21 protein-coding genes are annotated in these 26,202 nt (G+C 63.5%); 12 read left to right on the top strand and 9 right to left on the bottom strand.

Translation table 11 applies throughout. From position 1 onward, the window contains the following. Positions 1-117: 117 nt before the first annotated feature. The 11 genes from ABMA59_RS11020 to ABMA59_RS10970 all read left to right on the top strand — a co-directional run bounded on the left by ABMA59_RS11020 (position 118) and on the right by ABMA59_RS10970 (position 13,822). On the top strand, positions 118-1,272 hold the full coding sequence (locus tag ABMA59_RS11020; protein ID WP_349005391.1) for an ABC transporter substrate-binding protein: 1,155 nt from the start codon (positions 118-120) through the stop codon (positions 1,270-1,272). 179 nt (positions 1,273-1,451) lie between these two features. Next, positions 1,452-2,450: an ABC transporter ATP-binding protein gene (locus ABMA59_RS11015; RefSeq protein WP_349005390.1), complete on the top strand. Its 999-nt coding sequence runs from the start codon at positions 1,452-1,454 to the stop codon at positions 2,448-2,450. Beyond that, positions 2,447-3,415 (top strand): ABC transporter permease, encoded by a 969-nt coding sequence (locus ABMA59_RS11010; RefSeq protein WP_349005389.1) that lies wholly within the window; start codon positions 2,447-2,449, stop codon positions 3,413-3,415. Before ABMA59_RS11015 ends, ABMA59_RS11010 begins: the two co-directional genes overlap by 4 nt. Before the next feature lie 104 nt (positions 3,416-3,519). Beyond that, entirely contained in the window at positions 3,520-4,335 is an 816-nt protein-coding gene (locus tag ABMA59_RS11005; protein ID WP_349005388.1) for an ABC transporter permease, read from the top strand. A gap of 136 nt (positions 4,336-4,471) precedes the next feature. After that, positions 4,472-5,899, top strand: coding sequence for a gamma-aminobutyraldehyde dehydrogenase (locus tag ABMA59_RS11000; RefSeq protein ID WP_349005387.1), 1,428 nt, complete (start codon positions 4,472-4,474; stop codon positions 5,897-5,899). Positions 5,900-5,963: 64 nt separating this feature from the next. Further along, entirely contained in the window at positions 5,964-6,446 is a 483-nt protein-coding gene (locus ABMA59_RS10995) for an ester cyclase (protein WP_349005386.1), read from the top strand. Positions 6,447-6,559: 113 nt separating this feature from the next. Further along, entirely contained in the window at positions 6,560-7,387 is an 828-nt protein-coding gene (locus ABMA59_RS10990) for an SPFH domain-containing protein (RefSeq protein WP_349005385.1), read from the top strand. Positions 7,388-7,639: 252 nt separating this feature from the next. Then, on the top strand, positions 7,640-9,601 hold the full coding sequence (locus ABMA59_RS10985) for a calcium-binding protein (RefSeq protein ID WP_349005384.1): 1,962 nt from the start codon (positions 7,640-7,642) through the stop codon (positions 9,599-9,601). 472 nt (positions 9,602-10,073) lie between these two features. Continuing rightward, positions 10,074-12,038, top strand: coding sequence for a calcium-binding protein (locus tag ABMA59_RS10980; protein WP_349005383.1), 1,965 nt, complete (start codon positions 10,074-10,076; stop codon positions 12,036-12,038). Between the two features lie 121 nt (positions 12,039-12,159). Continuing rightward, positions 12,160-13,014 carry a sugar phosphate isomerase/epimerase family protein gene (locus ABMA59_RS10975; protein WP_349005382.1) on the top strand — a complete coding sequence of 285 codons (855 nt, stop codon included), beginning with the start codon at positions 12,160-12,162 and terminating at the stop codon, positions 13,012-13,014. 241 nt (positions 13,015-13,255) lie between these two features. Then, positions 13,256-13,822 carry an NADPH-dependent FMN reductase gene (locus tag ABMA59_RS10970; RefSeq protein ID WP_349005381.1) on the top strand — a complete coding sequence of 189 codons (567 nt, stop codon included), beginning with the start codon at positions 13,256-13,258 and terminating at the stop codon, positions 13,820-13,822. Positions 13,823-14,063: 241 nt separating this feature from the next. Here the strand turns inward: ABMA59_RS10970 and ABMA59_RS10965 are convergent, their stop codons facing one another. The 9 genes from ABMA59_RS10965 to ABMA59_RS10925 form a co-directional block, all read right to left on the bottom strand. Beyond that, positions 14,064-15,083, bottom strand: coding sequence for an LLM class flavin-dependent oxidoreductase (locus ABMA59_RS10965; protein WP_349005380.1), 1,020 nt, complete (start codon positions 15,081-15,083; stop codon positions 14,064-14,066). Positions 15,084-15,268: 185 nt separating this feature from the next. Further along, positions 15,269-15,559, bottom strand: a complete 291-nt coding sequence (locus ABMA59_RS10960) for a formate dehydrogenase subunit delta (RefSeq protein WP_349005379.1) — start codon at positions 15,557-15,559, stop codon at positions 15,269-15,271. A gap of 94 nt (positions 15,560-15,653) precedes the next feature. Next, positions 15,654-16,484, bottom strand: coding sequence for a formate dehydrogenase accessory sulfurtransferase FdhD (gene fdhD / locus ABMA59_RS10955; RefSeq protein WP_349005378.1), 831 nt, complete (start codon positions 16,482-16,484; stop codon positions 15,654-15,656). Positions 16,485-16,668: 184 nt separating this feature from the next. After that, positions 16,669-19,566, bottom strand: a complete 2,898-nt coding sequence (fdhF, locus tag ABMA59_RS10950; protein ID WP_349005377.1) for a formate dehydrogenase subunit alpha — start codon at positions 19,564-19,566, stop codon at positions 16,669-16,671. 12 nt (positions 19,567-19,578) lie between these two features. Then, positions 19,579-21,135: a formate dehydrogenase beta subunit gene (locus tag ABMA59_RS10945; RefSeq protein WP_349005376.1), complete on the bottom strand. Its 1,557-nt coding sequence runs from the start codon at positions 21,133-21,135 to the stop codon at positions 19,579-19,581. Beyond that, on the bottom strand, positions 21,132-21,623 hold the full coding sequence (locus tag ABMA59_RS10940; protein ID WP_349005561.1) for a formate dehydrogenase subunit gamma: 492 nt from the start codon (positions 21,621-21,623) through the stop codon (positions 21,132-21,134). Before ABMA59_RS10940 ends, ABMA59_RS10945 begins: the two co-directional genes overlap by 4 nt. A 136-nt stretch (positions 21,624-21,759) precedes the next feature. Next, positions 21,760-22,659 carry a LysR family transcriptional regulator gene (locus ABMA59_RS10935; RefSeq protein WP_349005375.1) on the bottom strand — a complete coding sequence of 300 codons (900 nt, stop codon included), beginning with the start codon at positions 22,657-22,659 and terminating at the stop codon, positions 21,760-21,762. 363 nt (positions 22,660-23,022) lie between these two features. Continuing rightward, complete coding sequence (locus tag ABMA59_RS10930; RefSeq protein ID WP_349005374.1) at positions 23,023-23,997, bottom strand: type 2 periplasmic-binding domain-containing protein; 975 nt, start codon at positions 23,995-23,997, stop codon at positions 23,023-23,025. Between the two features lie 211 nt (positions 23,998-24,208). Beyond that, positions 24,209-24,694 carry a VOC family protein gene (locus ABMA59_RS10925; protein WP_349005373.1) on the bottom strand — a complete coding sequence of 162 codons (486 nt, stop codon included), beginning with the start codon at positions 24,692-24,694 and terminating at the stop codon, positions 24,209-24,211. 197 nt (positions 24,695-24,891) lie between these two features. Between ABMA59_RS10925 and ABMA59_RS10920 the strand changes: the two genes are divergently transcribed. Next, positions 24,892-26,163, top strand: a complete 1,272-nt coding sequence (locus ABMA59_RS10920) for a sensor domain-containing diguanylate cyclase (protein WP_425475896.1) — start codon at positions 24,892-24,894, stop codon at positions 26,161-26,163. Positions 26,164-26,202: the final 39 nt, after the last annotated feature.

The raw sequence follows: 26,202 nt of genomic DNA, 5'->3' as shown, positions 1-26,202 counted from the left end.
AACCGATACCGGCTTTCTGCCAAATGGATTTGCGAATGCAACGAATTCGCGTCACTTTGCATACATGGGGCTGAAGTCGCCGCTCATGAGCGACGCCCGATAATGGGAGATGTGACGATGAAGAGAATCCTCAAATCCTGTACGGCGTTGGCGCTGGCGCTTTCCGCAAGCGGCCAGGCCGTTGCGCAAGTCAAGGAGATCGGTGCCGGCGAGGGTCAGGTCAACATCATCGCGTGGGCCGGCTATATCGAGCGCGGCGAGACCGACAAGAACTACGACTGGGTCACGGATTTCGAGAAGGCGACATCCTGCAAGGTCAATGTGAAGACCGCCGCGACCTCCGACGAAATGGTCGCCCTGATGAACGAGGGCGGATACGACCTCGTCACGGCCTCGGGTGACGCCTCGCTGCGCCTCATCGCCGGCAAGCGCGTCCAGCCGGTCAATACCGACCTGATCAAAAGCTGGTCGACGGTCGACGATCGCCTGAAGGATGCTCCCTGGTTCACCGTCGACGGCGCGCATTACGGCGTTCCCTACCAGTGGGGCCCGAACGTGCTGATGTACAACACGACGGTGTTCAAGGAAGCGCCGAAGAGCTGGAACGTTGTCTTCGAGGAGATGACGTTGCCCGACGGCAAGTCGAACAAGGGCAGGGTGCAGGCCTATGACGGGCCGATCCACGTCGCCGACGCCGCCAACTACCTGATGGCCGCCAAGCCCGACCTCGGCATCAAGGATCCTTATGAGCTCAACGAAGACCAGTACAAGGCGGCGCTCGACCTGCTGCGGACCCAGCGCACGCTGGTCGGCCGCTATTGGCACGACGCCATGATCCAGATCGACGACTTCAAGACGGAAGGCGTCGTGGCGTCCGGCTCGTGGCCGTTCCAGGTCAATCTGCTCGCGGCGGAGAAGCAACCCGTCGCCTCGACGATCCCGCAAGAAGGCGCAACCGGGTGGGCGGACACGACGATGATGGCGGCCGACGCGGCAAATCCCAACTGCGCCTATATGTGGATGGAGCATTCGCTGTCGCCTAAGGTGCAGGGCGATCTTGCCGCCTGGTTCGGCTCGAACCCCGCAGTTCCCGCCGCCTGCAAGGGCAACGCGCTGCTGACCGACGAAGGCTGCAAGACCAACGGCTTCGACGATTTCCAGAAGATAAAGTTCTGGAAGACGCCGGTGAGCAAATGCGCGACCCAGAACGACCAGTGCGTGCCCTATTATCGCTGGGTGTCGGACTATATCGGCGTGATCGGCGGGCGGTGAGCGCGCTTACCCTCCCCTCGAGGGGAGGGTCGGACCCCCAGGTCCGGGGGTGGGGTGAACGGCGCTGTCAGTCCCACCCGCGCCTTTGGCGCGACCTCCCCTCAAGGGAGAGGTAGGACGCCGCGCCCGTCGCGACGCCAGTATTCGTGTTCAGTTCCGTGCGGGCTCAGATCGACGCCATGACCCCAGCCGTCTCCTTCAAAAAAGTCTCCCGCCATTTCGGCAGTGTGCGCGCTGTCGATGCGGTCGATCTCGACATCGCGGCGGGCGAGTTCTTCGCCATGCTCGGCCCATCGGGTTCGGGTAAGACGACATGCCTGAGACTGATCGCCGGCTTCGAGCAGCCGACCGGCGGCGCCATCGAGATTTTCGGCGAGCGCGCCGATGGCGTTCCGCCCTACAGGCGCAATGTCAACACTGTCTTCCAGGACTATGCACTGTTCCCGCATCTCAATGTGCTCGACAACGTCGCCTACGGGCTGATGGTCAAGGGCATCGGCAAGCCCGAGCGCCACAAGGCGGCCGAGGAGGCGCTCGCCCTTGTCCGCCTGCCAGGGTACGGCGGGCGAAAACCCGGCCAGCTTTCCGGCGGCCAGCGCCAGCGCGTTGCGCTCGCCCGCGCGCTGGTCAACCGGCCGAAGGTGCTGCTGCTCGACGAGCCGCTCGGCGCACTTGATCTGAAGCTGCGCGAGAACATGCAGGAGGAACTAAAGACCCTGCAGAAGGCGCTGGGCATCACCTTCGTCTTCGTCACCCACGACCAGGGCGAGGCGCTTTCCATGGCCGACCGCGTCGCTGTCTTTAATGACGGTAAAATCATGCAGATCGGCTCGCCGCAGGACATTTACCAGAAGCCGCGCTCGCGTTTCGTCGCCGATTTCGTCGGCTCGTCGAATGTGCTGCCTCCGGATTTCGTCCAGCGCTGGGCGGGGCAGAGCCGTTGGGGCAGCCTGCGGCCGGAATCCATCCGGGTCGCGCGGGAAACGGCGGGCGACGGCGTTCCGGCTCACGTCGTTGCCATGAACTATCTCGGCAGCGCGACGCGGCTGGCGCTCGATGTCGAGGGCCTGCGCCTGCATGCAACGTTGCCGGCCGGCTCTGAACTGCCGGAGACCGGCGATGCGGTGATGCTCACCTTCGACCGTGAGCACCTGCATGTGATGGACGAGCCGGCATGAGCGGCGGAGCCGTCCTGCCGTCGGTTGCGGCGCCCGCCATCCTGCCGCGCACGGGCGGGTGGACCGGCGCGCTGTCGGATGCGTTGTGGCGCAATCCGGCCCTGCTTCTGCTGCTTATGCTCGGCCCGCCGGTCCTGTGGCTCGGCATCGTCTATCTCGGCTCGCTGTTCGCGCTGTTGATCCAGAGTTTCTTCTCGATCGACGAATTCTCCGGCCTCATCAATCGCCAGTTCACGCTCAAGACTTACGGCGACCTGCTGCAGCAGACCAATATCGACATCATTGTCCGCACGGTCGTGATGGCCGCGCTCGTGACGCTCGCCTCCGCTGCCATCGCGTTCCCCATCGCCTATTTCGCGGCGCGTTATGCCCGCGGGAAATGGAAGGCGCTGTTCTACCTCGGTGTCATGCTGCCGCTTTGGTCGAGCTACCTCGTGAAAGTCTATGCCTGGAAGCTGATCCTTGCCAAGGAAGGCATTCTGGGTTGGCTGTTCGCCAAGCTGCACCTGACGTGGTTGCTCGATGCCTGGCTGTCGCTTCCGGTGGTCGGCGGCAATTCCCTGTCGGTCAGTTGGACCGGTACCTTCATCGTCTTCGTCTATGTCTGGCTGCCTTTCATGATCCTGCCGGTTCAGGCAGCCCTCGAACGTGTGCCGGTGAACCTCACCGAAGCATCGTCGGATTTGGGCGCCTCGCCCGGACAGACATTTCGCAACGTCATCTTCCCGCTGGCGTTGCCGGGGATCGTTGCCGGCTCGATCTTCACCTTCTCGCTGACACTCGGCGACTACATCATCCCGCAGATCATCGGTACGTCTCGGCTGTTCATCGGTCAGGCCGTCTATGCGCACCAGGGCACGGCGGGAAACATCCCGCTGGCGGCCGCTTTCACCGTGGTGCCGATCGTCATCATGGGTTTTTACCTGTGGGGCGCCAAGCGCATGGGAGCGTTCGATGCGCTCTGACGGGTTGGCTCAGGGGACAGTTTACTTTCTTTCCGCAGAAGGGCTCTGCGGTGGAAAGTTCGCGCCGGCGGAAAAAAGTAAACTGTCCCCGGGAGGAGCCTCCTATGCGCTCTGACCGCGGCCAGTCTGCTCCCCTCGCGCTCAAGATAGCCGCCGCCGCCGGACTGCTGTTCCTGCACCTGCCGATCCTTCTGATCTTCGTGTACGCCTTCACGACGGAGGAGAAGAGTTATCAGTGGCCGCCCCCGGGCCTAACCACGCAGTGGTTCGCCGCAGCGTGGAACCGGCCGGACGTGTGGGAGGCGCTGGCACTTTCGGTCAAGGTCGCGTCGATCTCGACGCTGATCGCGCTGATCCTCGGCACGCTGTGCGCCGCAGCTGTAAGCCGCACGAAATTCTTCGGCCGCGAGGCAATCTCGCTCCTGGTCATCCTGCCGATAGCGCTGCCCGGCATCATCACCGGCATTTCGCTGCGCTCCGCCTTCAGCCTGATGGAGATTCCGTTCTCCACCTGGACCATCGTGCTCGGCCACGCGACCTTCTGCGTTGTGGTCGTCTACAACAACGCGGTGGCGCGATTCCGCCGGACGTCAGGCTCGATGATCGAGGCGTCGATGGACCTCGGCGCCGACGGCTTCCAGACCTTCCGCTACGTGGTGCTGCCCAATATCGGTACGGCGCTGCTGGCGGGCGGCATGCTGGCCTTTGCGCTCAGCTTCGACGAAGTGATCGTCACCACGTTCACGGCCGGCCAGCAGCAGACGCTGCCAATCTGGATGTTGGAGGAACTGGTGCGACCGCGCCAGCGTCCGGTGACCAATGTCGTCGCCATGGTCGTGGTGCTGGTCACCGCGCTGCCAATTCTGCTTGCCTATTACCTGACGCGGGATGGGGACCAGATCGCCGGGGCGGGAAAATGAAAAAGAGAGCGAATAGCGAATAGGGAGTAGCGAATAGGGGAAATACCGGGGTTGAAACGGGGCTTCACAGAACACGAGCCCGCTATTCGCTACTCCCTATTCGCTATTCGCTCAGCATCAAAGGGAGACCACATCCATGCTGACCGACATGCTGATCGGGGCGCGTTTCGAAAAGGGAACCGAGACGGAAGAGCCGATCTTCAATCCGAGGACCGGGGAGACTGTGCTCAACCTTCCCGAAGCCTCGCAGGCGCAGATGGAAGCCGCAGTCGCGGCCGCCGAAAAGGCATTTGCGGCCTGGTCGCGGACAACGCCGGCGCAGCGTTCCGGCTATCTTTTGAAAATCGCCGAGCGCATCGAGGCGGAGGCGGAGGAGTTTGCGAAACTGGAGGCGCTGAACTGCGGCAAGCCGATCAATGCGGTGTTGAACGATGAGATCCCGGCGATCGTCGACTGCTACCGCTTCTTCGCGGGCGCGGTGCGCACCATGCCGGGCGTCGTGGCCGGCGAATATCTGCCGGGCTTCACCTCCATGGTCCGCCGCGACCCGATCGGCATCGTCGCTTCCATCGCGCCGTGGAACTATCCGCTGATGATGATGGCCTGGAAGCTGGCGCCGGCGGTGGCCGGCGGCAACACGGTGGTGTTCAAGCCTTCCGAGCAGACGCCGCTGACGGCGCTGAAGCTGGCGAAAATCCTCGCCGAGGTCCTGCCCGAAGGCGTGGTCAATGTCGTGCTCGGGCGCGGCGAGAGCGTCGGCAACGCGCTGATCAACCATCCGAAAATCAACATGATCTCGATCACCGGCGACGTGGCCACCGGCAAGAAGGTGCTGCAGGCCGCCGCCAAGTCGGTGAAGCGCACGCATCTGGAACTCGGCGGCAAGGCGCCGGTCATCGTCTTCGACGACGCCGACATCGATGCGGTGGTCGCCGGACTGCGCGCCTTCGGCTACTACAATGCCGGGCAGGACTGCACCGCCGCCTGCCGCATCTATGCCGGCAAGAAGGTCTACGAGAAGCTGGTCGCCGACCTGTCCTCGGCCGTCTCGACCATTCGCTACGACAAGCCCGACGACACCGAGAACGAGATCGGCCCGCTGATCTCGAAACGCCAGCGCGACCGCGTCGCCTCCTTCGTCGAGCGGGCTTCGGAACTGAAGCATATCGACATCACCACCGGCGGCAAGCCCGGCGCGGGCGGCGGATATTATTACCAGCCGACCGTGGTGGCAGGCGCCTTGCAGGAGGACGAGATCGTGCGGCGCGAAGTTTTTGGGCCGGTCGTCTCGGTGACCCGTTTCTCGGATGTCGACGAGGCTGTGAACTGGGCCAACGACAGCGATTACGGCCTTGCCTCGTCCATCTGGACCAAGGACGTGTCGCGCGCCATGGCGACCGCGGCGCGGCTGCAATATGGCTGCACCTGGATCAACACACACTTCATGCTCACCAACGAGATGCCGCATGGCGGACTGAAACAGTCCGGCTACGGCAAGGACATGTCGCTCTACGCGCTGGAGGACTACACCGCTGTCCGCCACGTCATGGTGGCTCACGGCTGACACCTTGCCTCTCCGTTTTCGAGAGGTTGGATTGCCCCAACGATCAACAGGAGGAGATACGCATATGCATCGCCGCCATTTCATCTCAACCGCAGCAATTGCTTCGGCATTTCTTGTCACCGCGCCAGCCTTTGCCGACGACAGCCCAAAATCTGTCGTCGAAGCCTATGTCGCCGGCTGGAACGCCCATGATTCCGCCAAGGCAGCGGGTTATTTCGCCGATGATGTCGTTTATTACGACGCCTCGGTCGGCAAGCCCGCGCAGGGCATGGCCGCGGCTAAGGGCGTCATCGACGGCTTCCTGACCGCCGCTCCGGACGCCGTCTGGACGGTCAAGGGTGCACCCGTCGCCGAAGGCGATCGCGTCTCGTTTGAGTGGGAGTTCTCCGGCACCAACACCGGCGACTGGTCTGACGGCACCAAGGCTACGGGCAAGAAGTTTTCGTTCACCGGCGCCTCGATGTTCACCGTCAAGGGCGGAAAGATCGCCAGCCAGAGCGACTATTACGACGCGCTCGGCTTCTACAAGCAACTCGGCCTGATGTAGTTTTCGAGCCTGGCTGAACTTTCGCCCGTGGGCGTCCGTCGCCCATGGGCTTAGCACAGGCTGCATAGTATGGTCCTTCCAAGTCGCCCTGGGGCGGCTCCATGGAGGGCGGAATGCAGGCTGTCAGCGATCACGAGGCGTGGAGCGTCGGCGGCTTTCCGCTGCTTTTCCTGTGGCTGGCCCTGATGGGAGCGGCGGCGTTGCTGCTGTGGCCGCTCATCATCCCGATCGCGATCATCGGCGTGCTGTTCGCCAGCGGTTTTACCATCATCCAGCCGAACGAGGCACGTGTCGTCACCTTCTTCGGCCGCTACGTCGGCACGTTGCGCAAGAACGGGTTTCTCTACACGGTCCCGTTCAGTTCCAAGACGCGGGTGCCGCTGAAACTGATCAACTTCGTCACCGACCAGTTGAAGGTGAACGATCGCAACGGCAATCCGATCGAGATCGGCGCGGTCGTCGTCTGGCGGGTGACCGACGCCGCGCAGGCGAGTTTCAACGTCGACGACTACAAGACCTTCGTCGCCAACCAGAGCGACATCGCCATCCGTGCGCTGGCCGCCCATTATCCCTACGATTCGGAAACGGAAACCTCGCTGCGCGGCAATATCGACGACGTCGCCGCGCAGTTGCAGGCAACCTTGCAAGGCAAGCTTGCCGTTGCCGGCATCCATGTCGACGAGACGCGGCTCAGCCACCTCGCCTATGCTTCCGAGATCGCCGGCGCCATGCTCAAGCGCCAGCAGGCGGTCGCCATCTTCCAGGCGCGCCGCTACATGGTCGAGAATGCGCTGGCCATCATCGACGAGGTGATGGAACACTTCGACAAGCAGGAAGGCGTCGAGATATCGGACGACAAGAAGGCGGGTCTGATCAACAGCCTGCTGGTCGTGATGACCTCGGAAAAAGAGTCCAACCCGGTCATTAATGTCGGCCGATAGCCGGCCGCGACAACACTGGATCGAGACCGGTTTACACCGAAGCCGGACGGTTTCGACAGGGCAGCATGGGCGATGCCATTTCCCATGCTGGCGCGCTCACCGTCGTGTAACGGCCGTGTAACAGGCAGCGACAAACGGATACATTTGTCTCGTCGCCGGCGGCATGAGCCGGACGGCATCGCCTCCTATTCCTTCCATCGCCGGTTCGGCTCATCCGAATCGTGAGGGTGTTCGAAAGTAAAAGGAACGGGAATGCCGAGCTATACGGGTAATAATTCCGACAATACCATTGTCGGTTCTGCTATTGGCGACTCCATATACGGGTATGGAGGGGCCGACAACCTGAAGGGTGGCGACGGAAACGACTATATCTATGGCGGATACGGCACCAGTAGCGCCGACAACAGCAACGACACGCTGGACGGCGGCGATGGCGATGACTACCTCTATGGTGAGTTGGGCAATGACATTCTGATCGGAGGCGACGGTGACGACGCTCTTTATGGCGGAGACGGCAACGACCAACTGAACGGTGGTACGGGCGCCGACTATCTCTACAGCGGCAATGGCACCGACAAGCTGATTGGCGGCAGCGGCGACGATCGATTCTATCTCGGGCTCGGCCGCAAGATCGTTGATGGCGGGACCGGTTTCGACATGCTCGATTTCGACCGCTCGGCCAGCACCACGGCGCATGTCTTTACGCTCAACGGCGCGAGCAACGACAACAGCAGCACGACCGGCATCGAGGAGATGATCTACCGCGCCGGTTCGGCGGGCGACACGATTTCGGGCGCCGACGGCGACGACACCATCTACGGCAATGATGGCAACGACACACTCAACGGCAATGGCGGGGAAGACGACCTGCTCGGCGGGAACGGGACGGACAAGCTGTATGGCGGCGCCGGACGGGACTACCTCTATGGCGGCGCCGATGCCGATACGGTGTATGGCGACGACGGCAACGACACGCTCTACGGCGGCTTCGGCAACGCCACCGCCGACAACAGCAACGACCGCCTCTTCGGCGGCGAGGGCGACGACAATCTCTATGGTGAGGAAGGCGACGACACGCTGGACGGCGGAAGCGGCAACGACACGCTCTATGGCGAGACCGGCAACGACACGCTCAATGGCGGCAATGGCAACGACTACATCTATGCCGACATAGGCGAGGACGTGATCAACGCCGGCGAAGGCGACGACCGCATCTATGCGACGCACGGCAAGAAGACGATCGATGGCGGGACCGGTTTTGACTATCTGGAAATCGACCGCTCCGGCCAGTCCGATGCACAGGTGTTTCGGCTGAACGGCGTGGCCGGGACGGACGGCTCCACCGCGATCAACATAGAGCAGATGCTCTACAAGGCCGGCGCGGGCGACGACCGCATCTCAGGCGGCTCTGGCATCGACACCGTTTACGGCAATGCCGGAAACGATCAATTGGCTGGCTATGAAGGCAACGACACGCTGCATGGCGATGCCGGCATCGACAAGCTGAATGGCGGCGAGGGCAACGATTACCTCTATGGCGACGGCGATGCCGACACGCTCATCGGCGGTGAAGGCAATGACGTGCTTTATGGGGGCTTCGGCAATTCCACCGCGGAACTCAGCGACGACACGCTCTATGGGCTGGAGGGCAACGACTATCTCTATGGCGAGGAAGGCAATGACACGCTCGACGGCGGCACCGGCAACGACAATCTTCTGGGCGAGGCGGGCGACGATTCGCTGCTCGGCGGCAATGGCGCGGACACCCTGACCGGCGGGACCGGCAAGGACATCCTCCAGGGCGGGAACGGCAACGACAATCTTCAGGGCGACGAAGGCGTCGACACCGTCTATGGCGGGCTCGGCAACGATACGCTGAATGGCGGCGCCGATGCCGACCGGTTTGTCTTCAACACCGCTCTGAACGCCGTTGACAACGTCGATACCATCGTCGGCTTCTCGGTGGCGCAGGATCAGATACGCCTCGACGACGCCGTGTTCACGGCGCTGACGACGGGAGGAATCCTTGCCGCCTCGGCTTTCGTGGCGAACGCCGCGGGCACGGCCGCCGATGCCGGCGACCGCATCATCTACGAAACCGATACCGGAAAGCTCTTCTACGATGCCGACGGCAGCGGCGCTGGCCTGGCCGTGCAATTCGCCACGCTGGACTCCGGCCTCGCGCTGACCGCCGCGAACTTCTTCATCTATTGACCGGGTTCGGGGATCGGCGTGGGGGCGCAATCCCGTCGATCCTCGGGACGCCGGCCGCGGCAAACGCGGCCGGCGTCTTCTCTTTTGCGAACACCCCGGCCCCTGTTGATAAGATATTCCGCATTGGCGTTTCGCGTCGCCGCGCACGGGCGGATCTCTCGATCGATGCCATGTTCTCGTCATAAGTGTGCGGGATAACGCCTTAGCCCAGAAGTACGTGGGCCTCTTTCAGAGGCAGTTCATCCGGCCTGGGCCCTGAGCGTGCGACGATGTCGCCGGCGGGGCTTTTGCGTCTGGACGTCCGGGTTGAACGAAGTGGTTTTCTTTTAAGTCATCACGATTCGTTTGAGCGCCTGCCACGCGGGCGCAAATCCTTGCGGTCGGTTTGTGGAATGCCTTGAGGGCTGGGCTTGGCGTCACAGTCGCGTTGAAGCGGGCGCGTATATGCGTCCACACAACCGAGGAGCGAAGAATGCCAACCTTCAACGGTAACAGCAATCCGAACACCATCAACGGCTCGCCGGTCGGCGACTATATCTACGGACAGGGCGGCGCCGACACGCTGAACGGCGGCGACGGCGACGACATCATCTATGGCGGCTTCGGCAACAGCACCGCCGAGCCGAGCGACGACACGCTGGACGGCGGCGACGGCAATGACATCCTCTATGGCGAGGAAGGCAACGACACCCTATTCGGCCGGGACGGCGATGATACGCTCTACGGCGAGGACGGCAACGACAAGATGAACGGCGGCACCGGTTCCGACAACCTCTACGGAGGCGCCGGAACCGACTCGATGGCTGGCGGTACCGGCGACGATAATTTTTATGCTGGCCTAGGCAAGAAAACGATCAATGGCGGCACCGGCTTCGACACGCTCGATTTCGATCGCACGACCAGCGCGACGGGCCATGTCTTCGCGCTCGGCGGAGCTGTCGCCAGCGACGGCACCACCGCTATCGATATCGAGCGGTTGATCTATCGCGCTGGCAGCGGCGCGGACGACATTTCCGGCGCCGCTGGCGACGACATTCTCTACGGCAATGCCGGCAACGACATCCTCAAGGGTTATGATGGCGCCGACAATATTCAAGGCGGCGACGGCACGGACACCGGCTATGGCGGCGGCAGCAACGACTATCTCTATGGCGGCGCCCAGGCCGACAAACTGTTCGGCCAGGACGGCAACGACGTCCTCTATGGCGGCCTTGGCAACTCGACGGTCGAGACCAGCAACGACGCCCTCTATGGCGGCGAGGGCAACGATTACCTCTATGGCGAGGAAGGCAACGACACGCTCGACGGCGGCGGCGGTGACGACCAGCTCTACGGCGAGAGCGGCAACGACAATATGATTGGGGGCACCGGCAACGACTACCTCTATGGCGATGTCGGCACCGACATCATGAACGGTGGCGACGGCGACGACCGGATCTACGGATTGATCGGCAAGAAGACCATCGACGGCGGCGCCGGGTACGATCAGCTCGATCTCGATCGCAGCGCCACATCCTCAGCGCAGGTGTTCCGTTTGAACGGCGCGGCGGGCAATGACGGCAGCACCGCCATCAACATAGAGCAGATGACCTACCGCGCCGGCGCGGGCGCCGACACGATCTACGGCGGCGAGGGCATCGACACCATCTACGGCAACGCCGGCAACGATACCCTCGCCGGTTATGGCGGCAACGACAGCCTTCGCGGCGAAGTGGGCGCGGACAAGCTGAACGGCGGCGAGGGTGCCGACTACCTGTACGGCGGCGTGGAAGTCGATACGCTCCTCGGAGGAGAGGGCAACGACGTCCTCTATGGCGGTGACGGCTCGTCGGCCGTCGACTTCAGCAACGACAAGCTCTACGGCCAGGACGGCAACGACTATCTTTATGGCGAGGAAGGCAACGACCTGCTGGACGGCGGCACCGGCAACGACGCGCTCTATGGCGAGTCTGGCGACGACGAACTGAATGGCGGCAACGGTAACGACTATCTCTACGGCGGCGCCGATGTCGACATCCTGCAGGGAGGCAGCGGCAACGACAATCTCCAGGGCGAGGACGGCGTCGACTATCTCTATGGCGGGCTCGGCAACGACACGCTTAACGGCGGTACCGGAACCGACCGTTTCGCTTTCAACACCGCGCTGGACTCGTTGGCCAATGTCGACACTATCAACGGGTTTGTGGTTGGCGAGGACCAGATCCGGCTGGAGAACGCGATCTTCACCGCGCTGACGACCACCGGCGCGCTTGCGGCGAGCGCCTTCGTCGCCAACACGACCGGCGCGGCGGGCGATGCCAGCGACCGGATCATCTATGAGACCGATACCGGCTTCCTTTATTACGACAGGGACGGCACCGGCGCGGCGGACGCAGTTCAATTCGCATCGCTGGCGGCAAACCTTGCGCTGACCAACGCCAGTTTCCTCGTCTATTGATCGATTGGAGAGGCCGGCGCTGGTCGCGCCGGCTTCTTCTTTCTCCCGATTTTTGACTTCGCCCATCTGGTCCGACCAGATTTTTCGCGCTAGGGTTCGCCAAGATCAGAGGGAGAACGGCATGAAAATCGGCTTCTGCATGTTTCTGTGGACCACCAACGTCACGCAGAAACATGAGAAATTGTTGAGGGATATCAAGGCGACAGGTTACGATGGGGTAGAGATCCCGATCTTCGAGGGCACGCCCGACGACTACAAGCGACTCGGCGACCTGCTGGATCGAATCGGGCTGGAACGTACCTCGGTCACCGCCATGGGCGACCCCGCGATGAACCTGATCGGCGATGCGGCCGCGCGCAAGGCTGGCGTCAAATACATGAAATGGGCGGTCGACTGCGCCGCGGCACTTGGCGCCGACAAACTGTCAGGACCAATGCATTCCACCCTCGGGCATTTCTCCGGCGTCGGACCGACGGCGGTCGAGAAAAGGCGGTCGGTGTCCTCGCAGCGCGCCATCGGCGATCATGCGGCGACGAAGAACGTCACCATCGGACTGGAGGCGCTGAACCGCTTCGAATGCTATCTTTTCAACACGATGGACGAGCTTTGCGCCCATCTCGACGAGGTGGATCATCCCAACATCAAGGCGATGTACGATACGTTCCACTGCAACATCGAGGAACAGGACCCGATCGGCGCCTTCACCAAAAGCCTGCGCCACGTCGTTCATGTGCATATTTCGGAGAACGACCGCGGCGTGCCGGGGCGCGGTAATATACCGTGGAAAAAGACGTTTTCGGCCATCCGCGACAGCGGTTACGACGACTGGCTGACGATCGAGGCGTTCGGGCGAGGGCTAAAGGACCTTGCGGCCGCCACGAAGGTTTGGCGGGATTTCGCCGAGACGCCGGAAGCCGTCTACAAGGAGGGATTTGTCCATATCCGCGACCACTGGAAGAAGGCCGGCAAGAAATAGAAAGCTGTGGCGACGTGCATCCTTCGAGGTTCGCCTGCATCAATTTATCGTGAAATTGCAAAGGCTTGCGGGTTCACGATTCAGGATGAGGAGGGTCGCAGCTACATTCCCACACTTCTGTGGTCCATTGGTCTGCCGGTGAACATAGCGTAACCGACGCACCTTGAGGTGCCGTCTTGTCCGGGCGGGCTTCGGCGTCCTATCTGCGGGGCGATCGTTTCCTCGCAGGTGGAGTTTTATCTTGGCGCTCACGCTCAACATCGTCATCGGCAGCACGCGACCCGGCCGCATCGGTCCAAAAGTCGCGGCGTGGTTTTATGAATTCGCGAAGGAAAACAGCAAGTTCGACACCGTCTTGGTCGATCTCGCCGAGTTCGATCTGCCGGTCTACGATGAGCCGAAACATCCGCGCCTGCAGCAATACGAGCATGCCCACACGAAACGCTGGGCCGCAAGCGTCGCTTCGGCCGACGCCTTCGTGTTCGTGACTCCGGAATACAACTACTTCGCACCGCCGGCGCTGGTGAACGCCATCTCCTATTTGTCGAAGGAGTGGGCCTACAAGCCGGCGGGGATTGTCAGCTATGGCGGCGTGTCCGGTGGGTTGCGGGCGGCGCAGTCGGAGAAGCTGCTGCTGACCACATTGAAGGTCATGCCGATCCCGGAAGGCGTGCCGGTTCAAATGGTTAGCCAGTATGTCGAGGAGGACGGCGTGTTCCGGCCAAGCGACTTGATCGCCTCCGGCGCCAAGACGATGCTTGACGAGTTGCATCGCTGGGCGGAGGCGCTGAAGCCGATGCGCGCTTAGCGGCCGAGCGCGCGGCAAGTTCAGAATAGCCTTTGTTTTCAGCGAGATAAGCCTTTCAATCGCCAGTTTCGGGGCGATTGCGCTGACGCGCCCCCCTCGCGGACTTGCCGCGAAGGCCGAATTTCGGCGCGCGAGGCTGCCAGTCTCTCTCCGCGGCCTGACGCAGCGTCGTATCGGGTCGAGGGACGAAGAGCCGATCTGGTCCGACCAGATCGGCTCTTAGATGGCTTCCGATGAGGCGTCAGCGCCAGCCGAGGGCAGGGGCGACGTGTTTCAAAATCGACTCGACGACATGCGCGTTGTAGTCGACGCCGAGCTGATTGGGCACCGTCAGCAACAGCGTGTCGGCCTCGGCGATTGCCTCGTCGGTCTTCAACTGCTCGACCAGCACGTCCGGCTCGGCGGCATAGCTGCGGCCGAAGACGGCCAGCTTCTCCGGCTCGATGTAGCCGAAATGATCCGCGGTTTCGCCACGGCCGAAATAGGCGCGGTCGCGGTCATCGACCAAGGCGAAGATGCTGCGGCTGACCGACACGCGCGGTTCGCGTTTGTGGCCGGCCTCTTTCCAAACCGCTCGGAAGGCGCGTATCTGTTCGGCCTGCTGGATGTGGAACGGTTTTCCGCTCTCGTCGAATTTCAGCGTCGAGCTTTGCAGGTTCATGCCGAGTTTCGCCGCCCATTCGGCCGTCCCATTGGTGGCCGCGCCCCACCAGATACGCTCGCGCAGACCCTCCGAATGCGGTTCGAGGCGTAGCAGGCCGGGCGGATTGGGAAACATCGGACTCGGGTTCGGCTGCGCAAAACCTTTTCCGTCGAGCACGTCAAGGAACACTTCCGAATGTCGCCGCGCCATGTCGGCGTCGGTCTTGCCGTCTTCAGGCACGTAGCCGAAATAGCGCCAGCCATCGATGACCTGCTCCGGCGAGCCGCGGCTGATGCCGAGCTGCAGGCGTCCGCCGGCGATCAGGTCAGCCGCGCCAGCGTCCTCGGCCATGTAGAGCGGGTTCTCGTAGCGCATGTCGATGACCGCCGTGCCGATCTCGATGCGCTTCGTCCTGGCGCCGACCGCCGCCAGCAGCGGAAAGGGCGAGCCGAGCTGGCGGGCGAAATGATGCACGCGGAAATAGGCACCGTCCGCGCCCAACTCCTCCACGGCGACCGCGAGGTCGATTGATTGCAGCAGCGCGTCGGAGGCCGACCGCGTCTGCGAGTGAGGGGAGGGCGTCCAGTGCCCGAACGACAGGAATCCGATCTTTTTCATGCAGCCTATCTATGGGCTGTCGTAGGCGGCACCAAGGGCATCGTCTGTGAACGGTCTGTTTCGATTGGTGTGCTGATGACTGCAAATTGGAGCGGCCTTCCTCTCCCAGGCCAGGAAGGGAGGTCGTCTAAGACGCAAACCGAGGTGCAATGTCGAACTGTTCCGCCCCCAAAGGGGAGGGGGCGTCAGCCGCTCTCGCTCGCGGCCGCTTCGGCCGCCTGCTCGGCGGTCGGGAGTTGGGTCGGCCGCCTGATCTGGGCGGCCGCCTCGATCACGATTGGCTTCAGCCCTTCGCCGCCTGAATCAACCACCTCGAAGAAGTGGCGGCGCATGCGCGGCTCCCAGAATTTGTTGATGTGCTCGGCGACGCCGTGCACGCCTTCAACCCGGTTCTCCTTCGATTCGAAGAAGGTGCCGATCTGGTTGGCCATGCGTACGATCTTGGCGATGCCGGAGGCGGTATGATTGTCGTCCATTCTCTGTTCTCCGGCCCTCGGCTATGGCCTCGGGCATTCGATTGCTTTGAAAAGTCCACTGACCTTTCAATTCGCTTCGCGAACCACACTCCCGTCATGCGACATGTTTGGCGGCTCCGTCGGTCACGCGGTCTGGATGGGTAAAAACGTCGAACTCGTCGCCGCGCACCAACGCCACAAGCGTCATGCCGGCTTCTTCCGCAGTGCGGATGGCGAGCGCGGTGGGTGCGGAAACGGCGATGATGAAGGATGCGCGGATGGCTGCGGTCTTCTGTACCATCTCGACCGAGACGCGGGACGTGGCGACCACCGCGCCAGCCGCGCCGTCCACATCGGCCTTGGCGAGTGCGCCGGCCAGCTTGTCAAGCGCGTTGTGGCGGCCGACATCCTCGCGCGCGGCGACGATCCCTTTTCCCGGCATGTAAAAGCCTGCGGCGTGCACAGCGCCGGTCTCAGAATGCAGCGGCTGGTGTTTTGACAGCAGCTTGACCGCCTGGACGATATCGGCGGGATGGAGCGTAAGTCGTGCCTGACCGACCTCGTCGACGGAACGCATCGCTTCCTCGATCGATTCGATGCCGCACAGCCCGCAGCCGACCGGGCCGGCGAGGCGGCGCCGTCGCGCCTGGAAGCGGGTGTTTGCGGTGTCCTTGAGCCGGATCTGGATGTCGATGCCGGCGCCAAGGTCTTGGACCTCGATCGACTCGATTTCCCCGCGTGCGGAAATGATGCCTTCGGTCAGCGAAAAACCCAGCGCGAAATCGTCGAAATCGGCGGGCGAACCCATCATCACCGCATGCGTCGTGCCGGCGTAGCTCAGCGCGATCGGCGTTTCCTCCGGCACCATGCGCGCCGCGGCCGATGTGCCGGAGGCACGCCGGGCGATGCGGGTGGTGGAGGTTATTGGGGGGCGCTGAGAGGTCATGGCGAGGCGCCCCCCTCTGGCCTGCCGGCCATCTCCCCCTCAAGGGGGGAGATTGGCTGGCCGCTTTGATTTCGCCAATCGCAAGCGGTGGAGGGGAAGCGGCTTCGGTGAAGCTGCCAATCTCCCCCCTTGAGGGGGAGATGGCCGGCAGGCCAGAGGGGGGTGCCGACCATGTCCACCAAAGTTACTCCGCCGCTTCCAGATGCCCCTCGATGCGGCGCGAGCGGCGGGAGAGTTCCTCATAGTCCTGCTGCCAGGTACTCGGGCCGTTGGAGGGCGAGACCTGGACCGCCGTCACCTTGTATTCGGGGCAGTTGGTGGCCCAGTCGGAGAAGTCGGTGGTGATGACGTTAGCCTGTGTGTCGGGGTGATGGAACGTCGTATAGACCACGCCCGGCGCCACGCGCTCGGTGATGAGGGCCCGCAGCGTGGTTTCGCCGGCGCGCGAAGCCAGCCGCACCCAGTCGCCGTCGCGGATACCGCGTTGCTCGGCGTCGTGCGGATGGATTTCCAGCCGGTCCTCTGCATGCCAGACGACATTGTCGGTACGCCGCGTCTGCGCGCCGACATTGTACTGGCTGAGGATGCGGCCGGTAGTCAGCAGCAGCGGGAAGCGCGGACCGGTCTTCTCGTCCGTCGCCACATATTCGGTGCGGATGAACTTGCCCTTGCCGCGCACGAAGCCGCCGATATGCATGATCGGCGTGCCTTCCGGCGCCTTCTCGTTGCAGGGCCACTGCACCGAGCCCTTTTCGTCCAGCAGGTCGTAGGTCACGTAGGCGAAGGAGGGAGTCGTCTGGGCGATCTCGTCCATGATCTCGGACGGATGCCTGTAGGTCCAGTTGAGACCCATCTCCTGGGCGAGAAGCTGGGTGATCTCCCAGTCGCCGTAACCGTTCTTCGGCGCCATCACTTTTCGCACCCGATTGATGCGGCGCTCGGCATTGGTGAAGGTGCCGTCCTTCTCAAGGAAGGTCGAGCCCGGCAGGAACACGTGGGCGTAGTTGGCCGTCTCGTTGAGGAAGAGGTCCTGCACGACCACGCATTCCATGGCGGCGAGGCCGGCCGACACATGCTTGGTGTCCGGGTCGGACTGAAGGATGTCCTCGCCCTGGATATAGAGGCCCTTGAACGTGCCCTCGACGGCGGCGTCCAGCATATTGGGAATGCGCAGGCCGGGCTCGTTGTCGAGCTTCACGCCCCACAGGCTTTCATAGATGTCGCGGACCGCGTCGCCCGAAATGTGGCGGTAGCCCGGCAATTCGTGCGGGAACGAGCCCATGTCGCAGGAGCCCTGCACATTGTTCTGCCCGCGCAGCGGGTTCACGCCGACGCCGCGCCGGCCGATATTGCCGGTGAGCATGGCGAGGTTGGCGATGGCGATGACGGTAGTCGAGCCCTGGCTGTGCTCGGTGACGCCGAGGCCGTAATAGATCGCGCCATTGCCGCCCTTGGCATAGAGCCGTGCAGCGTCACGGATGAGTTCGGCGGACACGCCGGACAGTTTTTCGACAGCCTCCGGGCTGTGGCGCTCCTCGGCGACGAAGGAAGCGTAGTCCTCGAATTCCGACCAGTCGCAGCGTTCGCGGATGAATTTTTCGTCGAACAGGCCCTCGGTGACGATCACATGGGCCAGCGCCGTGACCACGGCGACGTTGGTGCCGGGCTTCAGCGGCAGGTGATAGTCGGCCTTGGCATGGACCGAATCCACCGTTTCCGTCACGCGCGGGTCGAGCACGATCAGTTTTGCACCCTGGCGGATGCGCTTCTTCATGCGCGAGGCGAAAACGGGATGCGCGGCGGACGGATTGGCGCCGATCACCATGATGACGTCGCTGTCCTCAACCGAATCGAAATCCTGGGTGCCGGCCGAGGTGCCGTAGGTCTGGCCGAGGCCGTAGCCGGTCGGCGAGTGGCAGACGCGGGCGCAGGTATCGACATTGTTGTTGCCGAAACCCTGGCGGATCAGTTTCTGGACGAGATAGGTTTCTTCATTGGTGCAGCGCGACGAGGTGATGCCGCCGACCGAGGCGCGCCCATACTGGTACTGGAGGCGGCGGAACTCCTTGGCTGTATAGGCCAGCGCCTCTTCCCAGCTCACCTCGCGCCACGGATCCGAGATATTTTCGCGGATCATCGGGTTGAGGATGCGCTCCTTGTGAGTGGCGTAGCCATAGGCGAAACGACCCTTGACACAGCTATGGCCGCGATTGGCCTTGCCGTCCTTGTAGGGCACCATGCGCACCAGTTCCTCGCCGCGCATCTCGGCCTTGAACGAGCAGCCGACGCCGCAATAGGCGCAGGTGGTAACCACAGAATGCTCCGGCATGCCCTTGGCGAGCACGGATTTCTCCCGCAGCGCATCGGTCGGGCAGGCCTGCACGCAGGCGCCGCAGGACACGCATTCGCTCTCCAGGAAGGGCTGGTGCATGCCCGCCGCCATGCGGCTCTCGAAGCCTCGGCCCTCGATGGTCAGCGCGAAGGTGCCCTGCACTTCCTCGCAGGCGCGCACGCAACGCGAGCAGACGATGCACTGAGCCGGGTCATAGGTGAAATAAGGGTTCGATTCGTCGCGAACCATGTAATCGATGGTCAGCGACCCGTTGCCCGGCGAGACGTGGTTGCGGCCTTCGGTGCCGTAGCGGTTCTCGCTCAGGCCGACCGATTTTGCGACCTGGTCGAACTCGCTTGCGCCGGTTCCGGCCGGTCCGCCCCAGGCACTCGGATGGTCGGAGATGTAGAGTTCCATCACGCCGCGCCGGATGGCGCTCAGCCTGTCCGACTGCGTGTGGACCACCATGCCTTCGCCGACCGGGGTCGTGCAGGACGCCGGCGTGCCCCCTCGGCCCTCGATCTCGACCAGGCAAACGCGGCAGGAGCCGAAGGCGTCCATCATGTCGGTGGCGCAAAGTTTCGGGATTTCAACGCCGGCCTCCGTGGAAGCGCGCATGATCGACGTGCCCTCGGGCACGGTGATCGAGCGGCCGTCGACGGTCAGCGTCACCTGCTTCTCCGCCTTGGAGGCGGGTGTGCCGTAGTCGGTTTCCTCGATGAGCGTTTTGAACTCGGGCAAGGCGTTCATGGTCGTCCGCTCCTATTCCGCGGCTTCGGCTATGGGCGATGGGCGAAAATCATCCGGGAAATGGTTGATCGCTGACATCACCGGATAAGGGGTAAAACCCCCGAGAGCGCAAAGCGATCCAAATTTCATGGTGTTGCAGAGGTCGGTGACCAGCTCGATCTGCTTCGCCGGCTCGATGCCGGCGGCAAGTTTGTCGATCGTCTCCACCCCGCGCGTCGAGCCGATGCGGCAGGGTGTGCATTTTCCGCAGGATTCGATGGCGCAGAATTCCATCGCAAACCGTGCCATCTTCAGCATGTCGGCGCTGTCGTCGAAGACGGTAATGCCGGCATGGCCGATCAGCCCGTCCTTGGCCGCGAACGCTTCGTAGTCGAACGGCGTGTCGAACAGCGTGCGCGGGAAATAGGCGCCGAGCGGGCCGCCGACCTGCACTGCCTTGACCGGCCGGCCGGTCGCGGTGCCGCCGCCAATGTCGTCGACGATCTCGCCCAGCGTCAGGCCGAACGCCGTCTCGAACAGGCCGCCATGTTTGACATTGCCGGCAATCTGGATCGGGATCGTGCCGCGCGAGCGGCCCATTCCGAAATCCTTGTAGAACTCCGCACCCTTGTCGAGGATGATCGGCACGCTGGCCAGCGAGATGACATTGTTGATGACCGTCGGCTTGCCGAAAAGACCCTGAATGGCCGGCAGCGGCGGCTTCGCCCGCACCACGCCGCGCTTGCCTTCCAGCGAGTTGAGCAGCGAGGTCTCCTCGCCGCAGACATAGGCGCCGGCGCCGACCCGCACTTCCATGTCGAAGGCATTGGGCGAGCCGAGCACGGTCGCGCCGAGCACGCCGCCCTTGCGGGCGATGTCGATGGCGCGGCGCATCTTGTCGATGGCGTGCGGATATTCGGAACGGATATAGACGAAACCCTTGGTGGCGCCGGTGGCGACGCCGGCAATCGTCATGCCCTCGATGAGCACGAAGGGGTCGCCCTCCATGATCATGCGGTCGGCGAAGGTGGCGCTGTCGCCCTCGTCGGCGTTGCAGACGATGTATTTGCGCTCGCCGGCTGCGTTCAGCACCGTGTTCCACTTGATGCCGGTCGGAAAGCCGGCGCCGCCGCGCCCGCGCAGGCCGGAGTCCGTGACGGTCTTGACGATGTCGGCGGGCGCCATCGCCACCGCCTTCTTCAAGCCGGCGAGGCCGCCATTCATGCGGTAGGCGTCGAGTGACAGCGGGTCGATGACGCCGCAGCGCGCGAAGGTGAGGCGGGTCTGCTTGGCGAAGAACGGGATCTTGTCCGGCGCGCCCAGCCACCGCTTGTGATAGCCGCCGGTCAGCAGGCCGGCATCGAACATCGACTTGACGTCGGACGGTTTCACCGGGCCGTAGGCGATCCGGCCCTTTTCCGTCTGTACTTCCACCATCGGCTCAAGGAAATAGGCGCCGCGCGAGCCGTTGCGGACGATGCGGGCTTCCTTGCCGCGCGCCTTGAGTTCGGCCTGGATGGTTTTCGCCACCTTGTCGGCGCCGAGCGCCAGCGCACCGGAATCGTCCGGGATATAGATGGTGGGGATCAAGACCGAACCTCCGCGACGATCTCGTCCAGCTTTTCGGCGTCGAGCCGGCCAATGACCTCGCCGTCGAGCATCGCTGACGGCGAGCAGGCGCAAAGCCCGAGGCAATAAACCGGCTCCAGCGTCACCGAGCCGCCCTTCGCCGTCTCGTGAAAACCGATGCCGAGCAGTTGCTGGATCCTTGCCGCGATGGCGTCGCCGCCCATGGACTGGCAGGCTTCCGCCCGGCAGAGCTTCAGCACATGCCGGCCGGCGGGGGCACGGCGATAGTCGTGGTAGAAGGTGACGACGCCGTGGACTTCCGCCTTGGAGATGTTGAGCGCCTCGGCGACGACCGGCAACGATTCGTTCGGCACGAAGCCGAATTCCTCCTGGATGCCGTGCAGGATCGGCAGCAGCGGGCCTTCCAGCCCGTTCGTTTCCGCAATCACCGCCGCCGTCCTGGCGACGACGTCCGGCGGAGCCTGGGTACTTGCTGGCTGCATCATGATGCAGCGCCCTCCCTGATCGGCATTTCACGTCGAGACGACGTCAAGCCCTTACAAAACCAGACAAAACCGCCAAAATCAATAAAGCGGTCTCGTGGCTTGATAGAGGATTTCTATCGATCGTCCCTCTCAGGGTAGTTCAGCGCCCGACGCCGAAATTGCCCGCCAGCGTCATCGCCTCGCTCAACAGCGCCGAGACGAGCGGCGTATGCGGCTCGCGCCTCGTGGCAATCAGGCCGACCAGATGGCTGGCGTCCGGCTCGACGATCGGGATGGCGCGGATCGGCTCGGCGAACCCGAAGGTCTCGGCGAGGTTGAGCGGCATGATCGACGACCATTTCCCCGTGCGGATGTGGGAGAACAGCACGATCATCGAGTTCGATTCCAGCGTCGGCCGCGCCACCGCCCCGGCGGCGGAAAGATGCTGGTCGATGATGCGGCGGTTCTGCATGTCGGGCGTCAGCAGGCAGAGCGGCAGTTTCGACACCTCCGCCCAGGTGACTTTCTGCCGGTCGGAGAACGGGTTCCCGGCGGCGGTGATGAGCTGATAGCGCTCGGAATAGAGCGGCACGCTGATGACGTTTCCGAGCGGCTCGTTGTCGAGATAGGTGATGCCGGCGTCGATGTCGAAATTGCCGAGCAGCGACAAAACCTCGATCGACGTCCGCGACAGGATGGAGAAGGTCACGCCGGGATGTTTTTCGCGGAACGGCGTGGTGAGATGGGCGACCATCGCCAGCGCTGTCGGGATCGCCGCGATGCGGATGCGCCCGGAAAGGCCATGGCGGGCTGCGCGCATCTCTTCCTTCATGGTGCGGGCGTCGCCGACGATGCGGCGCGCCCAGGAAAGCACCTGCTCGCCCTCCGGCGTCAGCCCCTGGAAGCGCGAGCCGCGGATGACCAGCATGACGCCGAGCTGGTCTTCCAACTGCTTGATCGCCGCCGACAGCGTCGGCTGGGTGATGCCGAGTTCCTCGGCGGCACGGCCGAAATGCTGCGCCTTGGCCAGCGCCAAGAAGAACTCGAGCTTGTCGATCATGCCAAGGTTTTAGCCGCAGACGCGGGTGTCCGCCAGCAATGCCGCTCGGAGACAGGAAAATCGCTGGAGTGCGTGATATCGAATTTCGAGTTAATCCGTTCCGACCCGGCTTCGCCGGTTCGGCTCGGCATCACCCCCTCTCCGTCTCGCTTCGCTCGCCACCTCTCCCCCTGCGTGGGGGAGAGGATACGCAGCGTCGGCGATTGGTGCTCACCTTGCTGCCGGCTATCCTCTCCCCCAGGCAGGGGGAGAGGTGGCGAGCGAAGCGAGACGGAGAGGGGGTGATGCCTTAACGTCGCGCCGCATGCGAGGCGGAGAGGATCAGTCGCCAAAGCAAACCCGCAAAGAGCTTTCCGTGCAATATCACTGCTTCCACACCGGCGTGCGCAGATAGGGCCGCATGTCGCGCAGCACGCGCGTGCAGCGTCCCATCGACTCCAGCAGCAGATCCGGTCCCGCTACCTGCAAGGGGTAACGCAAGGCGTCGGCGGCCTTGCGCACCTCCGGGTCGTCGCCGGCGTCCTCGACGGATTGGCTGAGCACCGCCTGCCTGGCGGGCGCCATGCCGCCGGGGCCGAACATGACGATCGGTCCGGTGATGGCGGTACGCAAACCTTGTCCGACCTCGCGATAGGTCGGAACATTGGCGAACCATGGATTGCGCGCGCCCCCGAAAGTAGTGATGGGCCGGAGCGGCGGCCGGCCGTCCCCCGTGAGCAGGCTGATGGTGGGCAGGAAACCGACATCGGCCTTGCCTGTGTCAAGCGCGGCAATGACCTCGGCGCGCGTGCCGGCCAGCACATCGTCGAAATGCTGGCCGAACTGGGCCTCGAGCATGGCGAGCGGCAGAGCGAAGAGCAGGCTCGGATTGTGCGCCACGCGCAGCCTGTCGGCGGCGATGCGTTGCTCGAACGATTTCCAGTCGGCGATCGGGGAGGAATGCGACACGACGAGCGCGGCGGAGATGCCGGTCGTCAATTGCGCGACCGGGGTCATCTTGCGAAAGCTGGGACGTTCCGGCGCCTCAGACTGCGGGTCGATGAAGGGGCTCAGCAATTGCGCTACCAGCAGGGTATTGCCGTCCGCCGTGCTGTTGGAGACCTCTGCGAGAGCGCGGCCACCCGCATCGCCGGACACTTCCCTGACCGTGACAGGGGTTTTCAGCAGCCGGGTCAGCGCAGGCCGCAGCAGCGCTGCCGCGTCGTCCGTGGAGGAATTGGGCCCAAAGGGCTCGATCAGCGTCACCGGCGAGGCGGCGGCGGCTCGTTTCGAGACAACTGCCTGCCCTGCGATGCCAAGCAATGCTGCCAGAGTGGCTCGGCGCGTCAACTCGGCCATTTCTTCCCCCATGATCGTCGACCGCGGATCTTCCAGGGAGACCCGCCCAATCTCGGGGCGAATCTGAGCCTGCCTGGGGAGGCGAGTCAATCACCGGGCCTCAAGGCGGCCACGTGAACCGACCTTGCTATCCGTCTTGCGCTTGCGCTCCTGTTTTCGCCGGATGCGACGCCCCTCAAGCGATTGGCCTGAGAGTTACGTTGCGTTGGCATCACCCCCGCGCCGCCGCCTCCAGCGCCGCCACGTCGAGCTTCACCATCTTCATCATCGCCGCCGTCACGCGCTTGGCCTTCTCACGATCCGGGTCCTTGAACAGCCGCGGCAGGATTTCCGGCACGATCTGCCAGGCAAAGCCGAATTTGTCCTTCACCCAGCCGCATTGAACCTCGCGCCCGCCGTCGGCGGCGAGCTTGTTCCAGTATTCGTCAACCTCGGCCTGGTCCTTGCACAGGATCTGGAAGGAGACGGCGTCGTTCGGCTTGCCTTCCGGATGCGGCCCGCCATTGAGGCACACGAAAGTATGGCCCTCGATGGTGACCTCCGCGGTCAGCACCTGTCCTTCCGTGGTGTAAGGCTCGCCGCCGCCGGGAGCCTTGACGATCTCGCCGATCGCGGCGTTGCGAAAGACGGACGCATAGAATTGCGCCGCTTCGGCGGCCTGGCTCTCGAACCACAGGCATGTCGTGATCTTGTGCATGACGTATCCTTCCTTGTGTCGGTTCGACCCTAGGACGGACGGGCAATGGTTATCCCGACAGCCTCTCGGATATTTTTGCGAACGGGTTTGGTGTGAAACCGTTAACCATCGCACCAAGCTTTGAGGAGGATTTAAACCGCAAAGGCGGTGTTCCCGTAGTAATGAGGGTCGCCCGACCCGATGCCAGGGAGAAGATCATGCCCGGGAATCCGATCAAACATGCCGATCCCGCCAACGCCGACCCGTCTATGATGCAAGCAGAAATCCGCGAGGCCGAACGCCTCGTGGCTCTCGATCGCCTCGATATCCTCGATGCGCCGCGCAACGAATCCTTCGACCGCATCGTGCGCGTCATCAAGAACGTGTTCGATGTTCCGATCGCGCTGGTTTCGGTGATGGACGCTCACCGCCAGCTCTACAAGGCCTGCGAGGGCATGGGAGTCGATCAGGTCGACCGGCGAAGCACCTTCTGCACGCACGCGCTCCTTGCGGCGACGCCGACGATCGTGCCGGACGCCCTGCTCGACCCGCGATTCGCCAACAATCCGCATGTGGCGGGGGAGCCGCATGTGCGCTTTTATGCCGGTGTGCCGTTAAGGACCAGCGACGGTCACAACATCGGTACGGTCTGCGCGATCGACATGAAGCCGCGCCCCTTCGGCGATCGCCAGGTCGACATCCTGCGCGACCTGGCGCAACTGGCGATGGACCAGATCGAACTCCAGCAGCTCGCGACGGTAGACGCCCTGACGGGAACATTGACACGCCGTGGGTTTCGCACCGGCGGCGAGCGTGCGCTGGCGCTGGCCCGCCGCCACAAGCACAATCTCAGCCTGATTGCCTTCGATATCGATCACTTCAAGACGATCAACGACAGTTACGGCCACGCGGCCGGTGACGAGGTGCTGGCAGGCATTGCCGGCGCCTGCTCCGGCAATCTCCGGCAGTCCGACATTTTCGGCAGGATCGGCGGCGAGGAGTTCGCGATCATCCTGCCGCACACCGACCGCCGCGGCGCCGTCGAAACCGCGGAGAAGCTGCGCAGCATCATCGCCGGCCTGCCGTTCGAGCCCAACGGCTCCCGGCGTCAGGTCACCGCGAGCTTCGGCGTCTCGACCCTGGACCTGGTGACGAAGGACATCGACAGTCTTCTCGCCCATGCCGATACGGCGCTCTACGAGGCCAAGGCGGAGGGGCGCAACCGCGTGGTCGCCTGGCGCAGCCATCATACGGCGGAGACTCACGCCCGCCGGCGCGTGCTCAAGGCCGGACTGATCCATTTCAACGGACGCCGGTCGACCATGGACTGCACTGTTCGCACGCTGTCCACGGAGGGAGCGGGGCTGGACATCATAAGCTGCATCGGCCTGCCGGATGAGTTCAACCTGGCGATCCGCTCCGACAGGATCGACATGCCCTGCCGGATCGTGTCGCGCACCGAGCGTCACGTCGAAGTGGAGTTCTGCTGATCGGGTGACCGTGCCGGCTTGGTCTTCGCCGGGAAACGC

Origin of the sequence: Mesorhizobium yinganensis, from assembly GCF_040081985.1 — a bacterium.
Classification (GTDB): domain Bacteria; phylum Pseudomonadota; class Alphaproteobacteria; order Rhizobiales; family Rhizobiaceae; genus Kumtagia; species Kumtagia yinganensis.
Note: the sequence above shows the minus strand (reverse complement) of the source record. Positions and strands in the feature narration are given on the sequence as shown.

Bases quoted from the DNA above. Each gene is read 5' to 3' on its own strand.
- ABMA59_RS10935 (WP_349005375.1), bottom strand. From the start codon at position 22,659: ATGATCGACAAGCTCGAGTTCTTCTTGGCGCTGGCCAAGGCGCAGCAT.
- ABMA59_RS11010 (WP_349005389.1), top strand. From the start codon at position 2,447: ATGAGCGGCGGAGCCGTCCTGCCGTCGGTTGCGGCGCCCGCCATCCTG.
- ABMA59_RS11015 (WP_349005390.1), top strand. From the start codon at position 1,452: ATGACCCCAGCCGTCTCCTTCAAAAAAGTCTCCCGCCATTTCGGCAGT.
- ABMA59_RS10985 (WP_349005384.1), top strand. From the start codon at position 7,640: ATGCCGAGCTATACGGGTAATAATTCCGACAATACCATTGTCGGTTCT.
- ABMA59_RS10995 (WP_349005386.1), top strand. From the start codon at position 5,964: ATGCATCGCCGCCATTTCATCTCAACCGCAGCAATTGCTTCGGCATTT.
- ABMA59_RS11020 (WP_349005391.1), top strand. From the start codon at position 118: ATGAAGAGAATCCTCAAATCCTGTACGGCGTTGGCGCTGGCGCTTTCC.
- ABMA59_RS10930 (WP_349005374.1), bottom strand. From the start codon at position 23,997: ATGGCCGAGTTGACGCGCCGAGCCACTCTGGCAGCATTGCTTGGCATC.
- ABMA59_RS11000 (WP_349005387.1), top strand. From the start codon at position 4,472: ATGCTGACCGACATGCTGATCGGGGCGCGTTTCGAAAAGGGAACCGAG.
- fdhD (WP_349005378.1), bottom strand. From the start codon at position 16,484: ATGACCTCTCAGCGCCCCCCAATAACCTCCACCACCCGCATCGCCCGG.
- ABMA59_RS10965 (WP_349005380.1), bottom strand. From the start codon at position 15,083: ATGAAAAAGATCGGATTCCTGTCGTTCGGGCACTGGACGCCCTCCCCT.
- ABMA59_RS10920 (WP_425475896.1), top strand. From the start codon at position 24,892: ATGCCCGGGAATCCGATCAAACATGCCGATCCCGCCAACGCCGACCCG.
- ABMA59_RS10975 (WP_349005382.1), top strand. From the start codon at position 12,160: ATGAAAATCGGCTTCTGCATGTTTCTGTGGACCACCAACGTCACGCAG.
- ABMA59_RS10980 (WP_349005383.1), top strand. From the start codon at position 10,074: ATGCCAACCTTCAACGGTAACAGCAATCCGAACACCATCAACGGCTCG.
- ABMA59_RS10990 (WP_349005385.1), top strand. From the start codon at position 6,560: ATGCAGGCTGTCAGCGATCACGAGGCGTGGAGCGTCGGCGGCTTTCCG.
- ABMA59_RS11005 (WP_349005388.1), top strand. From the start codon at position 3,520: ATGCGCTCTGACCGCGGCCAGTCTGCTCCCCTCGCGCTCAAGATAGCC.
- ABMA59_RS10925 (WP_349005373.1), bottom strand. From the start codon at position 24,694: ATGCACAAGATCACGACATGCCTGTGGTTCGAGAGCCAGGCCGCCGAA.
- fdhF (WP_349005377.1), bottom strand. From the start codon at position 19,566: ATGAACGCCTTGCCCGAGTTCAAAACGCTCATCGAGGAAACCGACTAC.
- ABMA59_RS10960 (WP_349005379.1), bottom strand. From the start codon at position 15,559: ATGGACGACAATCATACCGCCTCCGGCATCGCCAAGATCGTACGCATG.